This window comes from Parapedobacter sp. SGR-10 (assembly GCF_011030405.1).
In the GTDB taxonomy this organism is placed as follows: Bacteria; Bacteroidota; Bacteroidia; order Sphingobacteriales; family Sphingobacteriaceae; genus Sphingobacterium.
On record NZ_JAAJTJ010000019.1, the window covers coordinates 17697 to 40394 of the forward strand.

The following is a 22698-nucleotide window of genomic DNA, read 5'->3' on the forward strand; positions in this document are numbered from 1 at the left end:
TACAATTAAAAATAGAATTACGGTAGAACGTATCATCTCCCCTCGAAACTCCAGAGCTTTTCGTGTATAAATCATTGTATCTACGGGGTTATTTCGTACCTTTGCAGACTAAAATAGTAAGACATGTCAAATCAGGTTCCCGAAGATGGCTCTTTGCTTCCCCTTATGGAAGAATTCTATACCATACAGGGAGAAGGTTATCATACCGGAAAAGCTGCCTATTTCATACGTCTTGGCGGTTGCGATGTAGGTTGCCATTGGTGCGATGTCAAAGAGAGCTGGAATGCAGAGCTCCATCCCCTTACCCCTGTCGAAACCATTGTCCAGCATGCCAAAGTTCATCCTGCAAAGACTGTAGTCGTGACGGGTGGAGAACCTTTAATTTACAATCTGGATACGCTTACGAGTCGTCTGCAAAGCGAAGGAATAAAAACATTTATGGAAACATCCGGAGCTTATCCCCTCAGCGGACACTGGGATTGGATCTGCCTTTCACCAAAAAAATTCAAAGCGCCACGAAAGGAAGTCCTGCAAGCTGCCGGAGAATTAAAAGTCATCGTCTTCAACAAGAGTGATTTTACCTGGGCAGAGGAGCATGCCGCATTGGTCAACGACCGTTGTAAACTGTATCTACAGCCCGAATGGTCCAAAGCCTCCGAGATGACCCCACTTATCATAGACTATGTCAAAAACAACCCTAAATGGGAAATCTCATTGCAGACCCACAAGTATCTGAATATACCCTAACTTCCTATTCTCCCAAAACTTCTGTATTTTTAAGGTGTCAAATCCTGTTTGTGATGCATAAATTCATACATGTCATGCTACTGCTGTGCTTTATGAGCCTATCCCATGCCCTGGCTCAAAGAAAGTCGGAGAACAAAAAAGCACAACAATACTATGAAAACAGTTTGAAGAACCTACAGACCCATCGGTACGAAGCCGCTATTGACTTTCTCAACAAATCTATCGCAGAAGACCCTACTTTCGCAACTGCATACCAACAATTGGGTGATATATACCGGTCACAGCGTCTATTTGACCAAGCTATCCCCAACTATAGAGAGGTACTGCGTCTAGATGCAGACCTAACGCCATTGACCGACTTCGGACTAGGAGAAGCTCTCTTGCATACCGGGCAATATAGTGATGCTATCCCCTATTTCGAACGATACCTAAATACAAACATTTCAGAAAAAAGCAAAAATCTGGTCAATAAATACCTGGCAGACTGCCGTTTTGCACTGGACAATACCCAAGCATCCCCTATAAAGTTAATCAAACTTCCCCCATCCATCAACACGCAGTACGATGAATATTTCCCCCAATTGACGGCCGATCAGCACACCATCATCTTCACCCGCAAGGAAAATAACCAAGAAAATTTTTATGAGAGCCACTTAAGTAATGAAAAGGACTGGTCGGAAGCACAAAAATTGATCGGACAAGTCAATTCGGACAACTTCAACGAAGGAGCACATTGTATTTCACCGGATGGTAAATATCTCTTTTTTACAGGGTGCAATCGTCCCTCCGGTTATGGAAGTTGTGATATTTATATTTCGAAAAAAGAGAACGGCAAATGGTCTATACCGACCAATTTGGGTGCACCTATTAATACCCGAGGGTGGGAAGCTCAGCCCGCTATATCAGCCGATGGCAAGACACTGTATTTCGTCAGCAACCGTGCCGGTGGATTTGGGGGCAACGACATCTGGAAAAGTGAGCTCGGCGAGGATGGCAAATGGAAAGTCCCTATCAATCTCGGCAAAAACATCAACACCCCTTACGACGAGAGTTCTCCCTATATCCACGCTGACAACAAAACGCTGTACTTTTCCTCCAATGGATGGCCCGGATACGGGGGGCAAGATCTTTTTATGAGCAAAACCGATACGACGGGACAATGGGCAATCCCGACAAATCTTGGAAAACCCATCAATAACCACCATAATCAAACCGCTGTCCATGTCAACATGAACGGAAGTATCGGTTTTTTCTCTACGCAGGATTCAGCAAGTCGTCAGTTGGACATATACGAATTTGAACTCTCGAAAGACATCAAACCTGCACCTGTAGCCTATATTGCAGGAACAGTACTGGACGCAGAGAACAAACAGCCCGTAGTCGCACGGGTATCGGTAACCGACACGGACAATCAGAAAGTCGTGTTTGAAGACCGATCCGATTTCCAAGACGGAATGTTCATTGCAACTTTGCCGATCGGAAGAAACTATGCCGTACATGTACAAGCCGAAGGATACCTCTTCGATTCCAGACAATACGACCTCACAGACACACAACTCGCCAATGAAAAGTTCACGACGGAGATATTACTCGCCCACATCAAGACGGGCAATACCATACAACTGAACAATATCTACTTTGACACCAACAAATCTGACATCTTACCTGCATCAAAAAGTGATCTTAGCCTGCTATTGGATTTTTTGAAAACCAATCCTACCGTCATCATCGAAGTAGGAGGTCACACCGACAACACGGGAACCAAAGAATTAAACAAAACCCTCTCGGAAAAACGTGCGCAATCCGTCACCCATTACCTGCTTCAAAACGGTATAGAAAGATTTCGCATCACGAGTAAGGGCTATGGAGACCAACTTCCTGTAGCAGATAACGAAAGTGAGGAAGGAAAACAACTAAACAGAAGAACTGAAATCAAAATTATCGATCAAAAAAAGAAGTAGAAATAGATCAAAAAGCACTCTTAAAAAAAAATAAAACACTGAAAAACAGATATTTAACAAATTTATTAATATTTTTTAAAAATAATTTGCAATGTGTTACAAATACACTTACCTTTGTATCATCATAATTTAGGTTTATAATTGGTTAGTAAAGGTTTTCATTCTCCCCGTTTGAAAACCTTTTTTTATTTATATATAATAGCTATTCCGAATCAATATTCCAGCTAGGCAAATACCGCAAAAACGACATAATCTTCTCTTTGTACACTTTCTTGTCCAATTTGAAATAATAAGCCCCTCGTCTCGACCCCGTTTTATCTTTCTCTTTGAGTTTGATGAGAAGTCCCGAACCAAGCAGCTTCCTATTGAAATTTCTTCTATCTAAGACTATATCGTACGTTTTTTCGTAGAGGGTTGCTATCTGGGGCAGCGTGAATTTTTCCGGCAACAACTCGAAAAGAATGGGATAAAGGGCCGCTTTTGACCTCAACCTACCTTTAGCAACACGTATCATCTCCTCATGATCGAATATGAGTGGTGGGCAATCGTTCAACGGGAACCATCTGGCTTCGTAATCGTCCGTGATCACATGCTGATATTTATGGACGTCTATCAGTGCATAATACGTAATACTCACCACACGTCGGTGGGATTCTCGTTTGGGATCACCAAAAACCGCAGACTCTTCAACATAAATATTCCCTAATCCCGTGAGTTTCTTCAGTACACGGGCAGCAGCGACCTCGGGGGATTCTTCAGCCTGCACAAACCCTCCCGGCAAGCTCCATTTATTGATTTCGGGCTCAATGGCTCTCTTAAACAGCAGAATGTCCAAAGAATCACCGTTGAAACCAAAAATAACACAGTCCACAGCTAATAATACACTAGGCTCATTCTTGTAAAAATCCATATACGATAAAGATGTAATATTTTTTCGAAGAAACAAAAATAGGGTTAATATTTATGCAGGGAGACAACAAACCGACTCACTCTTCGGAAACGTTTGCATGGTTTTTCTTTTATTTTTAGGAAAAAAGAATGTAGACTTGTCAAAACTATAGACATCCGTTAGACATTTTAGCATAATTATACATTGTAAAAAGTAGTGTTTCGCATTATTAGATGTCGATCAAGTAAACAATAAATAATAGAAATCAGTATATACCCTATGTTACTTTCAAAAGAAAACCTGGCCAATATCAAATCTACTGACGTAGAATTGCCAACAGCCGATTCTTTTCTTCTACCCGAACGTGTCTTACAGTTTGGGACAGGCGTCCTGTTGAGAGGGCTACCGGACTATTTCATTGATAAAGCAAACAAGCAGCACATCTTCAATGGCCGCATCATCATGGTCAAATCCACCGATTCAGCCGGAACCGATGCCTTCCAACGCCAAGACAATCTTTATACACTTTGTATCAAAGGCATTGAACAAGGAAAAGAAGTGGAAAACTATATGGTCAACAACTCGATTTCACGTGTACTTTCCGCTCGTCAAGATTGGCCAACGGTATTGGAAACTGCCCACAATCCCGATCTACGCATCGTGATATCCAATACCACCGAAGCCGGCATCACGTTGAGCAATAACAAAATAGATGACATACCGCCCTCCTCCTATCCGGGCAAACTGTTGGCCTTTTTATACAAACGGTATCAATTTTTCCAAGGTGCGGCAGATGCGGGTCTTGTCATCCTTCCGACCGAACTCATATCGGACAACGCAGGCAAACTGAAGGAAATACTTTTGGCTCTGACCGATCAAAATGACTTGGAAGACGGTTTCAAACAATGGTTGACCGATGCCAATCACTTTTGCAACACCTTGGTAGATAGAATCGTGCCGGGACGGCTCCCAAAAGAAGAGCAGGAAGACACCGAGCAGAAGCTTGGTTACGAAGACCAACTCATGATTATGGCCGAACCCTTCCGCCTATGGGCCATCGAAAGTACATCCCCACTGGTAAAAGAAACCTTAAGCTTTGCACAGGCCGATAGTGGCATAGTCATCGTTCCATCCATCGAAAAATTCAAAGAACTAAAATTAAGGCTGCTCAATGGCACGCATACGTTGAGCTGTGGCATCGCTTTGCTCGCCGGTATTGAAGTTGTGAAGCAGGCTATGTCCAACGACACTTTCAGTACCTTTGTCCGGTTGCTGATGCAAAACGAAATCGGTAACGCGATCATAGATCAAGACATCAAAGCACAAGATGTAACAAATTTTTCAAGCAGTGCCATCGATCGCTTTAGCAATCCTTTTCTCGATCACCGTTGGGAAAACATTGCCCTAAACTTTTCGTCCAAGATGAATATGCGTGCTATCCCTCTGTTGGACCGTTGGTACCAGACCCATACAACGCCCCCTACCTACTTCGCGATGGGATTCGCGGCATACCTGACCCTTATGAACACGGAGAAATCCAATGATCAATATAGCTATATCCTCAATGACAGGGATATCATACTACAAGATGAGCTTGCACCACTCCTGTATGCTCATTGGCAGGACCCAACCACCGTCGTACAAAATGTGTTGAGAGACCGATCCCTATGGGATACCGATCTCACCAAGTACGCCGGCTTAGCCGAATGTGTACAGGAATATGTGGACGCCTACAAGACACAAGGCATATTGGAAACCATACAAAAACAAATTGACCATGGCTAACAGAATATTGAAAATCAACCCCAAAGATAACGTATTGGTCGCCTTACAGGATTTGGCCAAGGGTGAAGAGTTGTTGTACGATGGACAGGTATATATCCTGCAGGATAACATTCCGGCCAAGCATAAATTTTTCATGAAAGATATGCAAGCCGGAGACGAAATCATCATGTACGGTGTGCTGGTCGGAAAGGCGCAATACACTATCCCTAAAGGAGGATTGATGACGACTGACAATACGAAACATGCTGCAGATCCGTATGTCTTTCGTCCTTACAACCACCATTGGGAAGCACCCGACATATCCCGATTTGCCGGACGCACGTTCAACGGCTATGTCCGCAGAGACGGTCGTGTAGGCACGGCAAACCATTGGCTCTTTATTCCTACGGTTTTCTGTGAAAACAGAAACCTCGATGTGATCAAAGAAGCGCTTTACCATGAACTTGGTTATTCGGTCACGGACAAATACCGTGCTTTCACCCACGAACTGCTAGCCGCATATCAAGAAGGGAAAAGCCTGAATACTCTATCGTTGGATGCATTGAGCGTACCGACGCACCGGAAAGAACGTGTATTCCAAAATGTCGACGGCATAAAATTCCTCAACCATCAAGGGGGCTGTGGCGGTATTCGACAAGATGCAGAGGTCTTGGGGAAATTGCTGGCAGCCTATGCCGACCATCCGAATGTCGGGGGAGTGACCATACTTAGCCTAGGCTGTCAAAATCTTCAACTACAGGACCTATTGGACGAGATCAAATCCCGTAATCCACAGTTTGACAAGCCGCTTTTCGTTTTTGAGCAGCAGCAATCCAAAAGCGAGGAATTGCTCATCAAAGAGGCTATCCAAAAGACCTTCATCGGGCTGACCGAGATCAATACACTCGGACGTACGCCCGTACCCTTGAGCAAGTTGACCTTGGGCGTGAAATGTGGTGGAAGCGACGGCTTTAGTGGTATATCGGCCAATCCTGCCGTGGGTTATACCTCAGATCTTTTGGTCGCATTGGGTGGCAAGGTCTTGTTGGCCGAATTTCCCGAACTGTGTGGAGCAGAGCAAAACCTGATCGACCGGACTGTCGATCCGGACGCCGCACATAAATTCATCCATCTCATGCAGTCTTACAGCCAGGCCGCCGAAGATGCAGGCTCCGGATTTCACATGAACCCTTCGCCCGGCAATATCCGTGATGGCCTTATTACCGATGCCATAAAAAGTAGCGGGGCCGCCAAAAAAGGTGGAAATTCACCTGTCGTCGATGTACTGGATTATACCGAAGAGGCCACCAAGCCGGGGTTAAACCTGGTCTGCACACCCGGCAATGATGTGGAAGCCACTACCGGAAAGACAGCTGCCGGCGCGACACTCATTCTGTTTACTACAGGATTGGGCACTCCTACCGGAAACCCTATTTGCCCTGTCATCAAGGTCGCCACAAACAATGCTTTGACCCGACGTATGTCTGACATCATCGACATCAATACCGGACCTATCATCGATGGCGCAAAGACGATCGAGCAAATGGGAGAGGACATTCTGGAATATTGCATCAAAGCCGCAAGTGGCGAGATTATTCCTAAGGCGGTGCAGTTGAATCAAGACGATTTCATCCCATGGAAACGGGGGGTCAGTTTATAATATAATGCTTTTTACCGATATTTTCTTACATTTACCAGTATGCACAACATGATGGTACACCAAGTTAAGTAACTTAGGTTCATCATTAGGTTCGAAATTACGAATAGATATAGAAAAATAGCTTATGAAGCAACAGGTCGGAATTAAAGACATTGCCAGGATACTCAACATTTCTGTGTCTACTGTATCCCGCGCATTGCGGGATGCATATGATGTCAGTCCAGAGACTCGAAAGAAAGTTACTGCATTGGCCGAAGAACTCAATTTCACGCCGAATAAAAATGCTGCCGCTCTGGCATCGGGTAGTACAAAAAATATAGGAGTAGTCATCCCTTTTATTACCAATTATTATTTTTCTACAGTCATATCCGGCATTCAAGAGGAAGCCTACAATAAAGGATACAACATTATACTTTTTGTCACTAATGACGATGTGGATAGAGAGAAAATTTTATTGAAAAATATAGCCACAACAAGTTTGGATGGTCTATTGATTTCTATTTCCTCCAATTCGGACATGCAAGATCATTTTGAACAGTTGATGCAAAGAGGTCTACCAATTGTATTTTTTGATCGGGTACCGCATGAAATCCATGCCTCGAAGGTGATGCAGAGTGATTTTGATGGTTCCTTTATGGCAACCAATCATCTTATCGAAAAAGGCTATCAAAAAATTGCCCATATAGCAGGCCCCAAAGAGTTGAACTTTACCCAAGAAAGGCTGAAGGGCTATTTGGCAGCATTGGAAAAAGCAAAGCTCCCCCAAAAGGAGGAATACATTATTTTTTCCGGTTTTTCGCAGGGGCATGGATATACGGACACATTAGCTCTCTTATCCTTAACGGATGCTCCAGATGCCATTTTTGCGGTGAATGATCGAAAAGCTGTAGGAGCTATTCAAGCTTTGAAAGCAAATAATATTCAGGTCGGTGTGGATGTGGGCGTTGTCGGTTTTACCAACGACCCTATCGCTACGGTAATAGAACCTAATCTAACCACAGTAGAAGAACCGGCATTTGAAATTGGGCAACAGAGTTGCAACCTCTTGATAAAACATATCAAAAATAAGGATCACGAACCTCGCGACATAGTGCTACCGGGGAAACTGATCGTAAGGCAATCTGTTGTTTTTTCTGAAAACAAATAGTTGGCTTATATTAGTTTCATGATATCTGATATCCATACCTGCATTTTTTAAAGATACCGCATTGTTACTTACACAAGATGTCATAACCAACATCCACAGCCAATTGAGATCTTAGAATAAGCATAGAATCTGAGGTAGTTTTTATTTCCAAAATCGATAACGTTCTCGCTATTTTATTCAGGCAGATGCGCTAAATGTCACTTGCTTATTTGATACATTTGGGTAAACAATCGACGAAAGCGATGTTGTGCAAGAAAGTAATCAACCCTCTAAAATTATAAACATGAAAAATAATCGGAGAGAATTTCTAAAACTCACTGGACTATTAGGAACAAGTTTGGCCGGATCAGGTTTGTTGCAAGGCTTTGGTCATGCAAATGACGCAAAAACTGATCTTTTAACACCATTCAGTATCCCTTCAGATTCACAGGTTTTCAACATGTGTGGGTATGCCGCTCCCAAACTGGAGACAGTAAGAGTTGGCTTCATTGGTGTCGGAAATCGTGGTTCTGCAGCAGTTTTCAGACTTTCTCATATTGAAGGCACAGATATTAAAGCTATATGTGATATCAGAGCTGAAAAAGCCGATGCTGCCAAACAAAAATTAAATGGAAGCAAGCACAATCCTACTTTATATACTGACAGAGAACAGGAATGGAAAAAGCTTTGTGACAGAAGTGATATAGATCTTGTTTATATTTCTACGCCTTGGCACCTACACACTCCCATGGCGGTATATGCCATGAATCAGGGCAAACATGTCTGTGTAGAAGTGCCCGCGGCAACTACTGTGGAAGAATGCTGGCAGCTAGTAGAAACTTCTGAAAAAACAAAAAAGCATTGCATGATGCTAGAAAACTGTTGCTATGGTTTTTTTGAACAATTGACACTCAACATGGCTAGGCAAGGATTTTTTGGAGACATTATCCATTGTGAAGGGGCCTATATCCACGATTTGCTAGAAGGTAATTTTTCTAAAGAAAAATATTGGGAATTGTGGCGATTGAAAGAAAACCTTCGTAACGGCAACCTCTACCCCACCCATGGCCTTGGTCCTGTAAGCCAAATAATGGACCTCAATCGTGGTGACAAAATGGATTATTTAGTCTCGCTCTCTTCAAACGATTTCATGATGGGAAATATGGCAAGGAACCTCGCAGAAGAAGATGCTTCTTACAAACCCTATGTAAACAAATCCTTCCGCGGCAACATGAATACCAGCATCATCAAAACCAGTAAGGGACGATCCATCATGATACAACATGACGTCACTTCACCTCGTCCGTACTCACGCATACACCTAGTCAGTGGTACCAAAGCAACGGCACAGGGCTATCCTCTTCCGGGAAAAATAGCGATCGGTCATCAATGGGCTACAGAGGAAGAGTTTAAAGTCTTGCAAGAAAAATATACCCCTGCAATATCAAAGAAAATCGGAGATATAGCCAAAAAGTTCGGAGGGCACGGAGGAATGGATTTTATAATGGATTGGCGCACTATTGACTGCCTTCGCAATGGGCTTCCTCTTGACATCGATGTGTACGACACAGCCTTATGGAGTGCATTAGGTCCATTGAGTGAGCAATCTGTTTCCAATAGATCCAATTCGATAGACGTCCCTGATTTTACCCGAGGAAAATGGAAAACCAACAAGCCCGTAGACATACAACTGTTAACTGGAGCAAACACAGGTGTGTTGCCCAAAAGAGGAAGTAATACAACATTTTAAACTCAATATTTTTTATGAAAATCAATATTTACAAAAATCCACTTAAACTTGGAGAAGCAGCTGGAAACCTTGCTGCCCAACTGATCAAAGAGACCATCAACGAAAAAGGTCAAGCAAACATTATCCTTGCTACCGGCACAAGTCAATTCGAAACAATCAATCAACTCATAAAAGAAGATATTGACTGGAGCAAAGTTGTAATGTTCCATTTGGATGAATACATCGGACTCCCTATGACAGAACTTGCAAGTTTTAGAAAATATCTGAAAGAACGTTTTTTGGACAAAGTCCCTCCTTTAAAGGAAGCCTATTTGATAAATGGAGAATCCGATCCTGAAGGAGAAATAGCAAAACTAAAAGCAATCATTGAAAAGCATCCAATTGATGTTGCATTAGTGGGAATTGGCGAAAACGGACATTTGGCATTCAATGATCCACCCGCCGATTTTGACACGGAAGAACCCTACCTGATTGTAGATCTAGACGAGCAGTGCCGCAAACAACAAATGGGAGAAGGTTGGTTTGCATCTTTGGAAGAAGTCCCGACACAGGCGATCAGCATGTCGGTAAAACAGATTATGAAATCTCAACACATTATCTGCTCTGTACCCGATGAAAGAAAAGCTCAGGCTGTAAAAAACAGCTTAGAACAACCCGTAAGCAACATGTTCCCGGCCAGCATACTACAACTGCATCCCAATTGCAGTTTCTATCTCGACGAGGCTTCCGCAAGTCTATTATCAAATATTGTAGAAGGAAAAGAAGCATAATGAAAAAGATCAGCTTATTGATAATCTGTGCTTTAGCCCTATCGGTAAGCCTCAATGCACAGAATCAAACAATTTTTTTGGGTTCATCAGGTATTCCGTCACATGGAATACCTATGGCTCAGATATTTGACAACCAGATAAAGGACAAATCTGTTTATCAACAACAGAAGAACAAAGTATTTTACGTATGGGGATCGCGCTCCTCAGAGCAACCGGAGTATGTCACAGGCAGCAAATACTTTCCTTCCATACGTAATCCCGACCGCAAACTGGATATCAAATGGTATCAAGAAAACCATCCGGATTGGATCATGTATCAGGAAGATCGAAAAACTCCGGCTTATGGTTATATCTACAGTTATGGCGGACTAGTTCCCTTGGATGTGTCCAATCCGGAAGTGAGGGAATATTATTTGCAAAAATTCATCATGCCTGCTGTTCAGGCTGGCTACAAAGTGATTGCCATGGACAATGTGGATTTAGGAAATTGGCCTAAAGCCGTAGGAAGGTATTCCGGAAACGAATGGGTAAAATTGTACACCGGACAAAAAAATGATACAACTTTCCATAAAAACATGATAGGATGGATGCAATTCTTAAAAGATAAACTGAATCCGCTCGGTATTGCATTAGTAGGCAATATAAAGGCCAACTCAGCACCGGAGCCTGTCGTACTGGAGATAATTCAAGCTGTAGATGCCTGGCTTGACGAGAATGGCTTTGCACACCGGGGTATCAACGTCACGGATGACAAATGGGAAAAAGCCATGGCCATTATCCATAAAATCACTCCCGAAAAAGGATATATATCTATCAATCAAATGAAAGGCGAGCATGCCAATGATTGGCCCAAAGAGCAGGTAGAGTATGTCATCGGGAATTATTTACTCAGCAGAGGGCCCAGTAGTCTCTTAGCTATGGTGGGTTATACGGATAAGGCTATTTACCATCATTTTTCTTATAGAAAGGAGATAGATACCGATATCGGTGAACCAGTGTCAGTACCAACGAAATTGGATTCCGGTCTATGGATAAGGAGATATTCCAAAGGACTAGTTATTGTAAATCCTTCCTCAAAAGAAACTCGTTCTTTTAAGCTTCCCAAAGGGATTTGGAGCACCTGGGATAATGATACCGTAGAGGGTAAAATAAATATCCCTGCAGCATCTGCCAAAGTTCTGTCAAGCAAATAATAAATCAAAACAAAACCCAATAAGGTTTTCAAAAACCTTATTGGGTTTATAACTCTTCACAAAACCTATTTACTTCTCACAGAAAACACTTTGCAACAGGTAAGTTCTGCTCTTTCATTGATTTGACTGCCAATTCAGCAATCTTCCTTGCTCCTTCTACACAAAGGTGAGCATTATCCTGTTTGCCATTTGGCAATTTTGAGAACCGTCCCGGTTCGATATAAAGAAACAATTCCTTAGATTTTTCTACGCCATAACTTTCCACCAGTTCTGCACTCAGCTTGTTAAGATCGACAAGGGGAACATTCATTTCATTTGCCAGATCTCTTATTACGGTGACATATTCTCCATGGAAATCCATAATCTTTCCGTTTTTGTCAAATCGCCTTCTGACGATGGAGGTAAACAATATCGGGTTTGCATCTTTCGCTTTTACCTCTTCGACGTAGTTTCGGATATTTTGCTTAAATGTAGTCTGTGGATCGGTATGACGTAACGAATCTTCTTTGGCATCATTATGTCCAAACTGTATAAACACATAATCTCCCGGTTGAATTTTAGCTTTTACCTTGTCCCAAAATCCTTCTTCTCTAAAACTTTTCGAACTTCTCCCACTTCTTGCAGCATTATTTATGGCCACTGTCTCAGGTTTTACAAATTCAGGCATCATTTGCATCCAACCTCTTATAGGATAGCCTTCACCACCAAATCTATTCAAGTAACTCTCTCCATAATCGCTCATTGTCGAATCTCCTATGGAATGAATGGTAGGTTTAGGATCACTATAAATTCCAAAAGAGAACAAAGCTATCAGTATAATAGACAATCCTAATATTTGTTTTTTTTCTTTTTTCATCATAATACAAAATAATTAATTACATGGATTTTATTTCTTTAGGGCCTTCGATCAGCACCTTAAAGGTCGATACTTTTTTATAAAAAAGAAGAGAAAAAGCACAATATGATCGTAAAAAAAACGATAACGTTCTCGACATTATTACCGAGAACGCTTCCGCTATTTTTTTACCTGATTTCATTTATATCTCCAGTAAAAACGTGTATTCTTGTGTAAGCATCGAATGAATTTTCATACAAGCGATCTGTTTACGCAACAGATTCTTGATCAATTATAAAAAACTTAATTATTTATGATAAAAGCAGTCAAAATAACCGTGGCCATTCTGGTGAGCAGCATGACAATATTGCATGCTCAAACAAGAATAACAGGCAAAGTGCTCAACAAAGAGACCAAGCAACCATTGATTGGTGCGAGTATTAATATAAAAGGCAATCCACAGAGAGCCTTAACAGATCAAAAAGGGAGTTACACATTGACTATACCTGCTGGAGAATCGGATATAATTATCACTGCACAATATATTGGTTTTGTTGCACAGGAAATAGCTTTTAAAGGGGAAACTAAAATAGATTTCCTCCTTACAGAGGCTGCCCATGAAATAGAAGAAGTCGTTGCCATCGGGTATGGCACGGTGGAGCGTAAAGACTTGACAGGTTCCGTTTCGTCGATCAATGAGAAACAGCTAAAAGATATCCCCATCAATTCTGCTGCCGAAGCGCTTACTGGCCGTTTGGCAGGTGTGCAGGTGACCACATCAGAAGGTGCTCCCGGAGCAGAGGTACAGATAAAGATACGTGGCGGCGGCTCTATAACACAAAGCAATGATCCTCTATATATTATAGATGGTGTGATAGTTGATGACGGTATTTCGAGCTTATCACCTCAAGACATTGCTTCTGTCGATATTTTAAAAGATGCTTCCACAACGTCCATCTATGGAGCAAGAGGTGCCAATGGTGTGGTCATCATCACGACCAAAGGTGGAAAACAAATGAAAAAACCTCAAGTCAATTACAATAATGTATTGGGAATGAAAAGCCTTGCCAAGAAACTAGAAGTGATGAAGCCTTATGATTTTGTTGTTCGCCAATACGAACGTTCTAGAGGATTAACACAAGCAGAAGCTGCCTTCGAACGTAGATATGGTACATGGCAAGATATAGAGCAATATAAAGAAACACCATTTATAGACTGGCAAAAGAAAACATTTGGAAACGATGCCTTTATGCAAACACACAATCTCAGTGTAGCGGGAGGTACACAAGCTACACAATATAACCTCAGTGTCACACACAATAACGATGATGGCATTATGCTCAACTCTGGTTATAAGAGAACATTGTTAAATTTTAGATTCAACAGCAAAGTAAGCGATAAACTGAACGCTGGATTTAATGTGAGATATTCCAATCAAAACGTATTGGGCGCAGGCACTTCAGATGCAGGAGGTAGTACCTATAATATGCTCCGACACACGGTCAAATATATGCCTTTGAACCTTGGTAATCTTACGGACGAAGAGGTTGACGAAATCTATTACGAAGAAACCAATACAGGAAATGCACTTGGCATAATTAACCCTGTAGCATTGAGCAATGCACAGTACAGAAATCGAGAAATGCAAACCACTCACCTTAACGGTTTCTTGAACTATAGTTTTAATAAGATGTTGTCCTTTAGAAGCACATTAGGTGTGAACTATCATAGACGGTCTACCCAGAGTTTTGAAGATGGGATTACATCCAGAGCAAGGACACAGGGAGGGCAATTGCCGATGGTAGGTGTACTCGATATGGACAGAAACAATCTGAATTTTTCTAATGTATTCACATTTAACCTAAAAAAAGGAAGCAGTCATAAGCTGAACATATTATTAGGGAATGAATTTTACAATATCGACTATAGAAGTTCCGAAATGCAACTCAAGAACTTTCCAAAAGGCATCACTGCAGAGAAAGCTTTAGGTCAGCTGAGCCTAGGCACAATGCTGACATCTCCTGAAATATACCCCCAGAACTATAAATCGGCGACACGAACATTATCATTCTTTAACCGTAGCAATTATAGTTACAAAGACAAATATTTGGCAACTTTTAGTATGAGAGCAGACGCTTCTTCTAGGTTTGCGGAAGATAAGAGATGGGGATACTTTCCATCAGGATCTGTTGCATGGAGGATTTCACAAGAAGATTTCATGCAAGATATCACAGCAATCTCCGACTTAAAACTACGATTAAGCTATGGTACTTCCGGGAACGACCGTATAGACGACTATCTATTTATGAATATATACGAGGCCGGTGCAAAATACGCGCTCAACGAAGAACTCATTCCTGCATACATTACGAAGAACCTTGCCAACAAAGATCTTGTTTGGGAGACAACTGTCTCAAAAAATATCGGGCTTGATCTTTCTCTTTTCAAGAACCGTATACAACTGATAGCAGATGCCTATCAAAATAAGGTTCATGATTTATTGATAAAGGTACCTATCCCCTCTACATCTGGCTATACCACACAGATACAAAATATCGGCAGCACTTCCAATAGAGGGTTGGAATTTCAAGTCAATACTATTCCAATAAACCATAGGGATTTTGTATGGAATGCCAACTTCAACATATCATTCAATAGAAACAAAATAGAGAAAATATCTGACAAACAAGATTTGTATTATGAAAAATCTGGCTTTGGCATATCCGGCCAGCCATCGGATTATGTTGTCCAGGTGGGCCAACCTGTAGGTGCTATGTATGGATTTGTGGCAGATGGATTCTATACGACAGATGATTTCGATTATGATCCCATTACGTCCATATACACGCTCAAAAATGGTGTAACAGACGTTTCTGATGCAATCGGCATAGCCCAACCTGGCTGGATGAAATTGAAAGATTTAGATGGCAATAAGGTCATTGATGACAATGACAGAACCATTATCGGAAACGCAAATCCGAAATTCAGTGGAGGATTGAATCAACAATTTACCTATAAGAATTTCGACATGAGTATTTTCGTAAATTTTGTAGTGGGAAACAACACGTACAACGCTAACAAAATTGAATTTACCAATGCATACAGTTCCTATGCCAATTCGCTAGAAATGGTATCTGGTCGCTGGAAAACCATTGATCAGAATGGGAATAGAATACAACAAGTGGAGACCATCGATGGGCAACAATTTGTTACGGGAGCAGCTCCCGAAGTACTATCTGAAATCAATAAAGACGCCACTATGTGGATTCCTATCAGTGGCACAGGCGCATGGTACCCGACTTCATGGGCAATGGAAGACGGGTCTTTTTTGCGGATCAACAATATTACATTGGGCTATACATTGCCTTCTCACCTCGTCAATCGTATAAAAATAAACAATTTAAGAGTGTACGGAACGATAAATAATCTTGCCGTATTCACCAACTACACGGGATATGATCCAGAGGCCAACACCCGAAGATCGGTACCGGTAACACCAGGTGTCGACTATGCGGCCTATCCAAGAAGTAAGACATTTATTTTGGGAATTAACCTGTCATTATAAAATCCATACATAATGAAAAGAAAAACTTTAAATTACCTATTGACCATCGGTGTATTGTTATTAGGAATATCCTGCAAAAATTACCTAAATCTCGATCCTCCTTCGGCATTTGATGAAAATTTTGTCTTTAGCACCGTAGAGAATGCAAGGAGTGCCGTATTAGGGGCCTATGACAGACTCGCCGGAGGACAAGGGTATGGCAGTAGGCTTAGTATGATGTACCCATATGACAATGATGAAATGGTAGGGGTATTAAATAGTTCTGCGCCGGACAATAGTTCGAGAGATTTGTCTAGATACAATTTAAGTCCTACAAATGCACAGTTAAAGAGCCCTTTTGAACAACTTTATGCCGGGGTAGAGAGATCAAATATCTGTATCAAGAATATACCGATGATGTCACTTTACGAAAATGGTTCGGAAGAGGAAAAAATTGAACTCAGAAGGTTACATGGTGAAGCCTTGACCTTGAGAGCACAGTTTTATTTTGAGTTGATCAGAAACTGGGGAGACATTCCTGCTCCTTTTGAACCGTCAATAGACCAACCTGATCTTTTCATGGAACAAACGGATCGTGATATTATTTATGACCGCTTAATCAGTGATTTGGAATTAGCATCCTCACTTATTCCTTGGAGAACAGAAGTTCCTTCTGATGAACGTATTACGAAAGGTGCCGTCAAAGCAATGCGAGCAAGACTTTCTTTGTACCGTGGAGGTTACTCACTAAGAAGGGCTTCTGGAGTCATGGAACGTGGTTCAGATTACACAAAATATTATCAAATTGCCAGAGACGAATGTTTCGATATCATGCAACATCGTGATCAACATACGCTTAATCCAAGTTTCGAAGCGGTATTCAAAGACGGAATATGTTCTTATAAGATAGATCCATACGGTGAGGTACTATTCGAGGTTGCTATGGGTCGTGAAGATGAAAGCAACCTTGGATATTACGATGGTCCACGATTTTATGTTCCTGGGAATACATCATTATTGGGAAATGGACAAATACGTATTATCCCCACCTATTTCTATAGCTTTGATCCGCTTGACCTACGAAGAGATGTCACAGCAGCTCCATATTATAACAGTCCGGAATATTACAAAAATGTACAGGCTCTTGCCAATATGACCAGTGGCAAATTTCGCTCAGACTGGATAAACCCCAGATTAAATACAGCCAATCAATCTACCGGGCTTAACTGGCCTTTAATAAGGTTTTCAGATGTTTTATTAATGTTTGCCGAAGCAGAAAACGAACTCAACGACGGTCCGACAAGTGATGCAATAGCTGCGTTTGAAGAAGTTAGGACAAGAGGTTTTGGAGGAGATAGTGACCTGATCGGAACAACACCTACAACAAAAGACAGTTTTTTTGAAGCTATCGTCAACGAAAGATCTTTTGAATTCGGGGGGGAAGGGATCAGAAAGTATGATTTGATAAGATGGAATCTATTAGGAACAAAAATCACCGAAGTAAGGGAAAAGCTTACCAAAATGAAAAATAAGGAAGCTCCTTACGAAAACTTACCGCAATACATGTATTACAAACCCTCTTCTACAGAAGTAATCTGGAGCCATTCACTTTACGAACCTACACCTACCCCTGCTCCAACAGGCTTTACCCGCGTAAATTGGATAGTCAGATTGACAGATACATGGATCACAAACGTAGCACAACTGTTTAAAGCTAATCATAGTGAATTGATGCCTTTTCCTCAATCGGCCAGGGAGGCAAACCCTAAATTAAAACAAGATTATGGGTATTAAAGAAAAAGTAGAGGCACAATACATTGTGCCTCTACTTTTTCTAAAAATCAAACTTAATCCTTGCACGTACTCCCCATTCGGAAACGGAAGGATGGTCTAAGTAATTCAACCGTTTCACAACGTCTACACGTAATATTTTAAAGATATTGGACAGACCGACACTTGCTTCCATGTAAGGCTGTGACCCAAATGTAAAAGACGACACATCTCCGTCAGAATTGGTTTGCCAAGCGAACACCTTGTCATTATACGTTGGGTTATTCTCCTCACGCAATCCTCCATATATACCTTTGAAGCTAAACACCTCCCTCAATTTCAGTTCCTTGAGTAAAGGAATTTTGTTGAGGATAAATCCATTCATATAGTATTGCACATTCAAAGCTGCATGATGATCTGAGACAAATTCCAAAAAATTCATCAAGTTGTAAGACTGCAATTGATAAGCATACGTTTGATTCGCACGATGTATAGTTAATAAAGGGAAAGGAATATTTTTTCCCAAAACATAGCTTCCGTCTACATTGACATCAGCATACCCCAACTGCGAGAGATATACACGTTTGAAAACACTTCCACTGAAATTGTGGTAGTTGTATTGTCCCTCCAAAAATCCTTTGATACCCGTAGTATAATTGACGGTAAATATAGGATACTTGTTGAAAATAGGTGTCCTATACAACTTTCCTTGATAATATTCCTCATGCGGGGCCCAACGCAACCCTACCGAAGCTTCAGTTGTACGCAATTCATTCAAAAATGTTGTAGGCATACCATTTGTTTCGGGCAATGCATACCTTAACACACCTGCCGGCTCTTGTTTCCATTTACTCAAACCAGCCGTCACAGATAGATTATTCTTGAATTCGGCCTTGTATTCCAGCCGATAAATATCGTTGTACAGATAGCTTTCGTTTTCTCCTCTTTTCAAAGACAACAGTATATTATCCTCTTGGATAAATTCCAGGTTCTGTCCGGGAATCTTGGTATCCCGTTGGACAGAAGCACGGATGTAGTGTTGCGGAAATCTATACACGGATTTATTGTTTAGGGAATAGGTTCCGCTCAGGAAATATTTCCACTTTTTGTCTACAAATCCATAGGCCCCATATGCTTCAGAATAAAAACGTGTACTCAAAGCATCGGTGGTGCGCCCTCCGACACGAAACCGTAGCCCCTCTACAGGGTTATAACTGTAAAATGTATTTACCGGCCCTATCTCTACCGGACCAGCCTGTTTGTACCCCGAAAACAGCAGGGCACCAATATCCATAATCCGACGGAAAGAAGACATCAACTGCAAGGAATCTATATTCCGATAAATATATTGCTCTTCTTGGCTAAGGGGTTCAAAGCGTAAATTTGCCCAATAGTTTTCCGAATCTTCTTCCACTTTTTCTACAGGGAGCTTTACGACCGCATCCCCACTATACACACTATCCGGCTGTTGCTTGCCATTGACATAGTCCTTATAATACACAATTCTGTTGCCTCGAATACCTTTTCCTTTGTCGGACAATGCAAAATCTATCCCAAGACTACTTTTATGGAGATAATATTTATGGAGATTATCCTTGTCAAAGGACAACTCTATCTGAAGTTCACGCACAAAATTCAGATTGATTTCGGGATTGACCGCCATCTTAGCACTCTGTACAGCATACTGCCCATCCAACGTGATATACAGCTTTCCTTGAAACAAGAAATCATTCTTATTGCGTGGAAAGAAGCTGAGTTCTACCAATTCATGCTCATGGGTCTTGATCGTATCCGTAATATAAAAACGGTAAAATGTCGGTGCAGCATTTGCGATGGGACTCAAAAACTGATTGGTCAACAATGTGATATTGCTATCATAAATATCGACATGCTCATACAACTTATTGAAATAATTGGAAAGCCCATCATTGTCTACAAACTTCGGATCAAACTCGGCCCGCTGTTCGGCCAAAATATATTGCTTGGTCTTTTTCGGATCATTACGGTAATAGACTTTGGACACCTTTTCTTCGATAAAAGCCGGCAAGATGTATTTTTCGTCGGCTGTGTTGCTGTCATCCTTCCGAAAGAGAAACTGATAATTTTTGAATATTTTCCTATCTTTGAACTTTGGAGAGAGGTTGCTCAGACCCAATGATATTTTTTCATATTGCTCGTATTCCACAAACTGCTGACCTGACATTCTATTTTCATCCCGATGCGCAATAACCTGTCGAATCAGTGCTACAGCGGGGTTGTCCTTATTCGAATATTTGAGCTTAGGTCTCTTGATGACTACTTCATCAATGACGTTCTCCGATTGCAAAAAGATTTGAAAACTTGTGTTTTGGAGAGAAATAGCTAGATCCTGACTGGTATAACCTACATATGAAACACGAACCTTGGATTGAGGATCGGGTATCGTTAAATTAAAATTTCCATTATCATCCGTGTAGGTGCTATAGCTGCTTCCTACTACAGCTACGGTAGCAAATGAAATTGCTTCCTTTGTATGAGCATCCAATACACGTCCCCGAATATCCAATGACTGTCCAAAGGACGATATGGAAAGAGCAAGGGATAAGGATAAAAAAACAGTACGTAAAAATATATTCATAGTCAACACTTTTTACTTTTGACTTTTTGATGAAATAGTTCAAAAGTTATGATGCAAAATAAAAATATATTTTTTATATATTAAAGCGTCTGAAAACAGTTTGACTTTTGCATGATAATTTGTTACAACATGCTTTAGTAAGATATGTAATTCTTTGACTTTGTGTTCCCGTATACTGGCGCACGAACAATGGTATTAAGTTAAGGATGTAACCGTTCTTTTATGTCATTCTGAGGCTAGCCGACCGCGAAGCAGGCATCAGGGACGTGTTGGTGGCGGTGGGGCTGATGCAACATTGAATCTGTTCGCGATACCGAAAGGGATAGTATACAGATCGTTATTCATTCTTGTGTGTTTTCAATGGCATGAATGATTGCTCCGCAATTCACGTTGTTTAGGATGACAAAAACGCTTAACTTAATGACATTGGGCGCACGAATCCTTTCGTGTGCCTCAATAACAAGCACACAAAGGAGTCACGTGCGCTAACATTAATTCAACTCAATCCCTCTCCAAAAGATCCCGAATAGCAACCGAAGCAATTGCCCCACCAAAGGCAGCTGGTAGGTACGACATCGTACCATAGGCCGATTTCTTAAAATTGCTTCCATCCGTATAAAGCAATGAAGACTTATCGGGCAGTTCTGTCGAAAAAGCTACTTTCACCCCTGTACGGATATCATGCTTACGAAGCTTCTTGCGTATATGATGTGCCAATTTACAATTGTAGGATTCGCTGATGTCGGCTATTCTGATCTTTGTTGGATCTACTTTCCCCCCTGCTCCCATCGAACTGACAAAGGGGACCTGTGCGGCATAAGCTTGTCGAATCAAAAATAATTTTGGCGTCACACTATCTATAGCCTCTACGATGTAATCTGGTTTCAAATCTAACAACGCCGGAATACGCTCTGGAACCACAAACTCCTCAACCACATGCAGATCCAGTTCGGGATTGATGTCAAGCAGACGCCGTTGCATGATCTGCGCTTTGGCCATACCATGATTGGTTGCCAAGGCAGGAAGCTGCCGGTTTCTGTTGCTAGGATCTACGGTATCGCCATCAATGATCGTCATTTTGCCGACGCCTGCACGACAGATAAATTCAGCGGCATAGGAACCTACACCACCTAGACCAAGGACCATGACATGAGAATCGGCCAATTTTTCCAATCCTTCCCGACCTATTAAGGCTTCGGTTCTGGACAACCAGGATAAATCTTTCATTTATTTTAAAGTTATGGAAGTGAAGCAGGTTATGGAGGTATGCGTGTCGCCTTCATAACTACATCACTATCATCACCTCTGTCACTTTATTATATTAAGACAGAATATTTAAATACCCGTTCGAAATTAGCCGCCAACTCCTCTTGAAGTTCAGATAAGGGCATTTTTCGGACGGCGCAAAAATACATATAAACATCCATTATTTCGATAGGTTTATCATCGGTTTCCAAGAATATTTTATTCAAAGGCAATTGGTGGATGTGTTCGTCCAATAGACCTCCAAAAATACTCGCTCCTAGGCTTAGGTAGTATCCTTTTTGGATAATTTGCCTAGCTAGTTCAATCTTCTTATTGAATCCGTGAAATACGACCGGAACAGTCACACCATCCAATAGCATGAAGACTTCTTGATAGGATCTGACACAATGGATAAGGAGGGGCTTCCGCAAATGCTCAGCCAAAGCAATCTGTTGTTCAAATACCTCAACTTGTTTGTTCCACGGTATGGCAACCATCTTATCCAAACCACATTCTCCAATGCCCAAGACCTGTTTTTCAGTAGCATATTGCTCCAACTCAACATATTGCTGCCGTTCATTGTCTATATACCAAGGATGGATACCTACAGAGCAATAGGTGTCGGGTAGATCATCTTTAGAGACAATGATATTTCTCAGCGATAGCACATTTGCTGCTGCACACACACTATGCGTATGTATATCGATATAACGCAAATCCATTGTTAAAAATAATAAAAAAACAGTAGAGACGCAATGCATTGCATCTCTACTAATTATCCACAGTCCTTAAATATTAATTCATAATTGACTAATTTTGATATTCCA

General features: G+C 41.4%; 15 protein-coding genes. 10 read left to right on the forward strand and 5 right to left on the reverse strand.

The features are described from left to right. The first annotated feature begins 123 nt into the window (after positions 1-123). Together G5B00_RS12995 and G5B00_RS13000 are read left to right on the forward strand one after the other, a co-directional pair. Complete coding sequence (locus tag G5B00_RS12995) at positions 124-747, forward strand: 7-carboxy-7-deazaguanine synthase QueE (protein WP_163876031.1); 624 nt, start codon at positions 124-126, stop codon at positions 745-747. Between the two features lie 53 nt (positions 748-800). Continuing rightward, positions 801-2708: an OmpA family protein gene (locus G5B00_RS13000; RefSeq protein ID WP_205966419.1), complete on the forward strand. Its 1908-nt coding sequence runs from the start codon at positions 801-803 to the stop codon at positions 2706-2708. Between the two features lie 202 nt (positions 2709-2910). Here the strand turns inward: G5B00_RS13000 and G5B00_RS13005 are convergent, their stop codons facing one another. After that, on the reverse strand, positions 2911-3618 hold the full coding sequence (locus tag G5B00_RS13005) for an NUDIX hydrolase (protein ID WP_163876034.1): 708 nt from the start codon (positions 3616-3618) through the stop codon (positions 2911-2913). 258 nt (positions 3619-3876) lie between these two features. Here G5B00_RS13005 and G5B00_RS13010 point away from each other — a divergent pair, with 258 nt between their 5' ends. The 6 genes from G5B00_RS13010 to G5B00_RS13035 all read left to right on the forward strand — a co-directional run bounded on the left by G5B00_RS13010 (position 3877) and on the right by G5B00_RS13035 (position 11860). Further along, entirely contained in the window at positions 3877-5382 is a 1506-nt protein-coding gene (locus G5B00_RS13010; RefSeq protein ID WP_163876037.1) for a tagaturonate reductase, read from the forward strand. Further along, entirely contained in the window at positions 5375-7021 is a 1647-nt protein-coding gene (locus G5B00_RS13015) for a UxaA family hydrolase (protein ID WP_163876039.1), read from the forward strand. Before G5B00_RS13010 ends, G5B00_RS13015 begins: the two co-directional genes overlap by 8 nt. Before the next feature lie 124 nt (positions 7022-7145). Beyond that, complete coding sequence (locus G5B00_RS13020) at positions 7146-8168, forward strand: LacI family DNA-binding transcriptional regulator (protein WP_163876042.1); 1023 nt, start codon at positions 7146-7148, stop codon at positions 8166-8168. 283 nt (positions 8169-8451) lie between these two features. Continuing rightward, the gene (locus G5B00_RS13025) at positions 8452-9897 is read left to right on the forward strand and encodes a Gfo/Idh/MocA family protein (RefSeq protein WP_163876045.1); all 1446 of its coding nucleotides are present in this window, start codon (positions 8452-8454) and stop codon (positions 9895-9897) included. Positions 9898-9911: 14 nt separating this feature from the next. Beyond that, a complete protein-coding gene (locus G5B00_RS13030; RefSeq protein ID WP_163876048.1) occupies positions 9912-10667 on the forward strand; it encodes a glucosamine-6-phosphate deaminase in 756 nt (251 codons plus the stop codon). After that, positions 10667-11860, forward strand: coding sequence for a putative glycoside hydrolase (locus G5B00_RS13035; protein WP_163876049.1), 1194 nt, complete (start codon positions 10667-10669; stop codon positions 11858-11860). The genes G5B00_RS13030 and G5B00_RS13035 overlap by 1 nt, the downstream gene beginning before the upstream one ends. Positions 11861-11936: 76 nt before the next feature. On the opposite strand, the gene G5B00_RS13040 is transcribed toward G5B00_RS13035, so the two are convergent. Then, a complete protein-coding gene (locus G5B00_RS13040) occupies positions 11937-12719 on the reverse strand; it encodes a rhamnogalacturonan acetylesterase (RefSeq protein ID WP_205966960.1) in 783 nt (260 codons plus the stop codon). A gap of 289 nt (positions 12720-13008) precedes the next feature. Between G5B00_RS13040 and G5B00_RS13045 the strand changes: the two genes are divergently transcribed. Beyond that, complete coding sequence (locus G5B00_RS13045) at positions 13009-16260, forward strand: SusC/RagA family TonB-linked outer membrane protein (RefSeq protein WP_163876052.1); 3252 nt, start codon at positions 13009-13011, stop codon at positions 16258-16260. A 12-nt stretch (positions 16261-16272) separates the two neighbouring features. Continuing rightward, entirely contained in the window at positions 16273-18033 is a 1761-nt protein-coding gene (locus G5B00_RS13050) for a RagB/SusD family nutrient uptake outer membrane protein (protein ID WP_163876057.1), read from the forward strand. Positions 18034-18073: 40 nt separating this feature from the next. Here the strand turns inward: G5B00_RS13050 and G5B00_RS13055 are convergent, their stop codons facing one another. The 3 genes from G5B00_RS13055 to G5B00_RS13065 form a co-directional block, all read right to left on the reverse strand. Next, positions 18074-20626 (reverse strand): DUF5686 and carboxypeptidase-like regulatory domain-containing protein, encoded by a 2553-nt coding sequence (locus G5B00_RS13055; protein WP_163876060.1) that lies wholly within the window; start codon positions 20624-20626, stop codon positions 18074-18076. 501 nt (positions 20627-21127) lie between these two features. Continuing rightward, positions 21128-21853, reverse strand: a complete 726-nt coding sequence (locus tag G5B00_RS13060) for a ThiF family adenylyltransferase (RefSeq protein WP_163876063.1) — start codon at positions 21851-21853, stop codon at positions 21128-21130. A gap of 89 nt (positions 21854-21942) precedes the next feature. Beyond that, a complete protein-coding gene (locus tag G5B00_RS13065; protein ID WP_163876066.1) occupies positions 21943-22593 on the reverse strand; it encodes a TatD family hydrolase in 651 nt (216 codons plus the stop codon). Positions 22594-22698 lie beyond the last annotated feature (105 nt).

Coding starts and splice junctions, on each gene's coding strand:
- G5B00_RS13050 (WP_163876057.1), top strand. CDS start 16,273: ATGAAAAGAAAAACTTTAAATTACCTATTGACCATCGGTGTATTGTTA.
- G5B00_RS13040 (WP_205966960.1), bottom strand. CDS start 12,719: ATGATGAAAAAAGAAAAAAAACAAATATTAGGATTGTCTATTATACTG.
- G5B00_RS13035 (WP_163876049.1), top strand. CDS start 10,667: ATGAAAAAGATCAGCTTATTGATAATCTGTGCTTTAGCCCTATCGGTA.
- G5B00_RS13060 (WP_163876063.1), bottom strand. CDS start 21,853: ATGAAAGATTTATCCTGGTTGTCCAGAACCGAAGCCTTAATAGGTCGG.
- G5B00_RS13045 (WP_163876052.1), top strand. CDS start 13,009: ATGATAAAAGCAGTCAAAATAACCGTGGCCATTCTGGTGAGCAGCATG.
- G5B00_RS13015 (WP_163876039.1), top strand. CDS start 5,375: ATGGCTAACAGAATATTGAAAATCAACCCCAAAGATAACGTATTGGTC.
- G5B00_RS13005 (WP_163876034.1), bottom strand. CDS start 3,618: ATGGATTTTTACAAGAATGAGCCTAGTGTATTATTAGCTGTGGACTGT.
- G5B00_RS13025 (WP_163876045.1), top strand. CDS start 8,452: ATGAAAAATAATCGGAGAGAATTTCTAAAACTCACTGGACTATTAGGA.
- G5B00_RS13020 (WP_163876042.1), top strand. CDS start 7,146: ATGAAGCAACAGGTCGGAATTAAAGACATTGCCAGGATACTCAACATT.
- G5B00_RS13000 (WP_205966419.1), top strand. CDS start 801: ATGCATAAATTCATACATGTCATGCTACTGCTGTGCTTTATGAGCCTA.
- G5B00_RS12995 (WP_163876031.1), top strand. CDS start 124: ATGTCAAATCAGGTTCCCGAAGATGGCTCTTTGCTTCCCCTTATGGAA.
- G5B00_RS13010 (WP_163876037.1), top strand. CDS start 3,877: ATGTTACTTTCAAAAGAAAACCTGGCCAATATCAAATCTACTGACGTA.
- G5B00_RS13055 (WP_163876060.1), bottom strand. CDS start 20,626: ATGAATATATTTTTACGTACTGTTTTTTTATCCTTATCCCTTGCTCTT.
- G5B00_RS13065 (WP_163876066.1), bottom strand. CDS start 22,593: ATGGATTTGCGTTATATCGATATACATACGCATAGTGTGTGTGCAGCA.
- G5B00_RS13030 (WP_163876048.1), top strand. CDS start 9,912: ATGAAAATCAATATTTACAAAAATCCACTTAAACTTGGAGAAGCAGCT.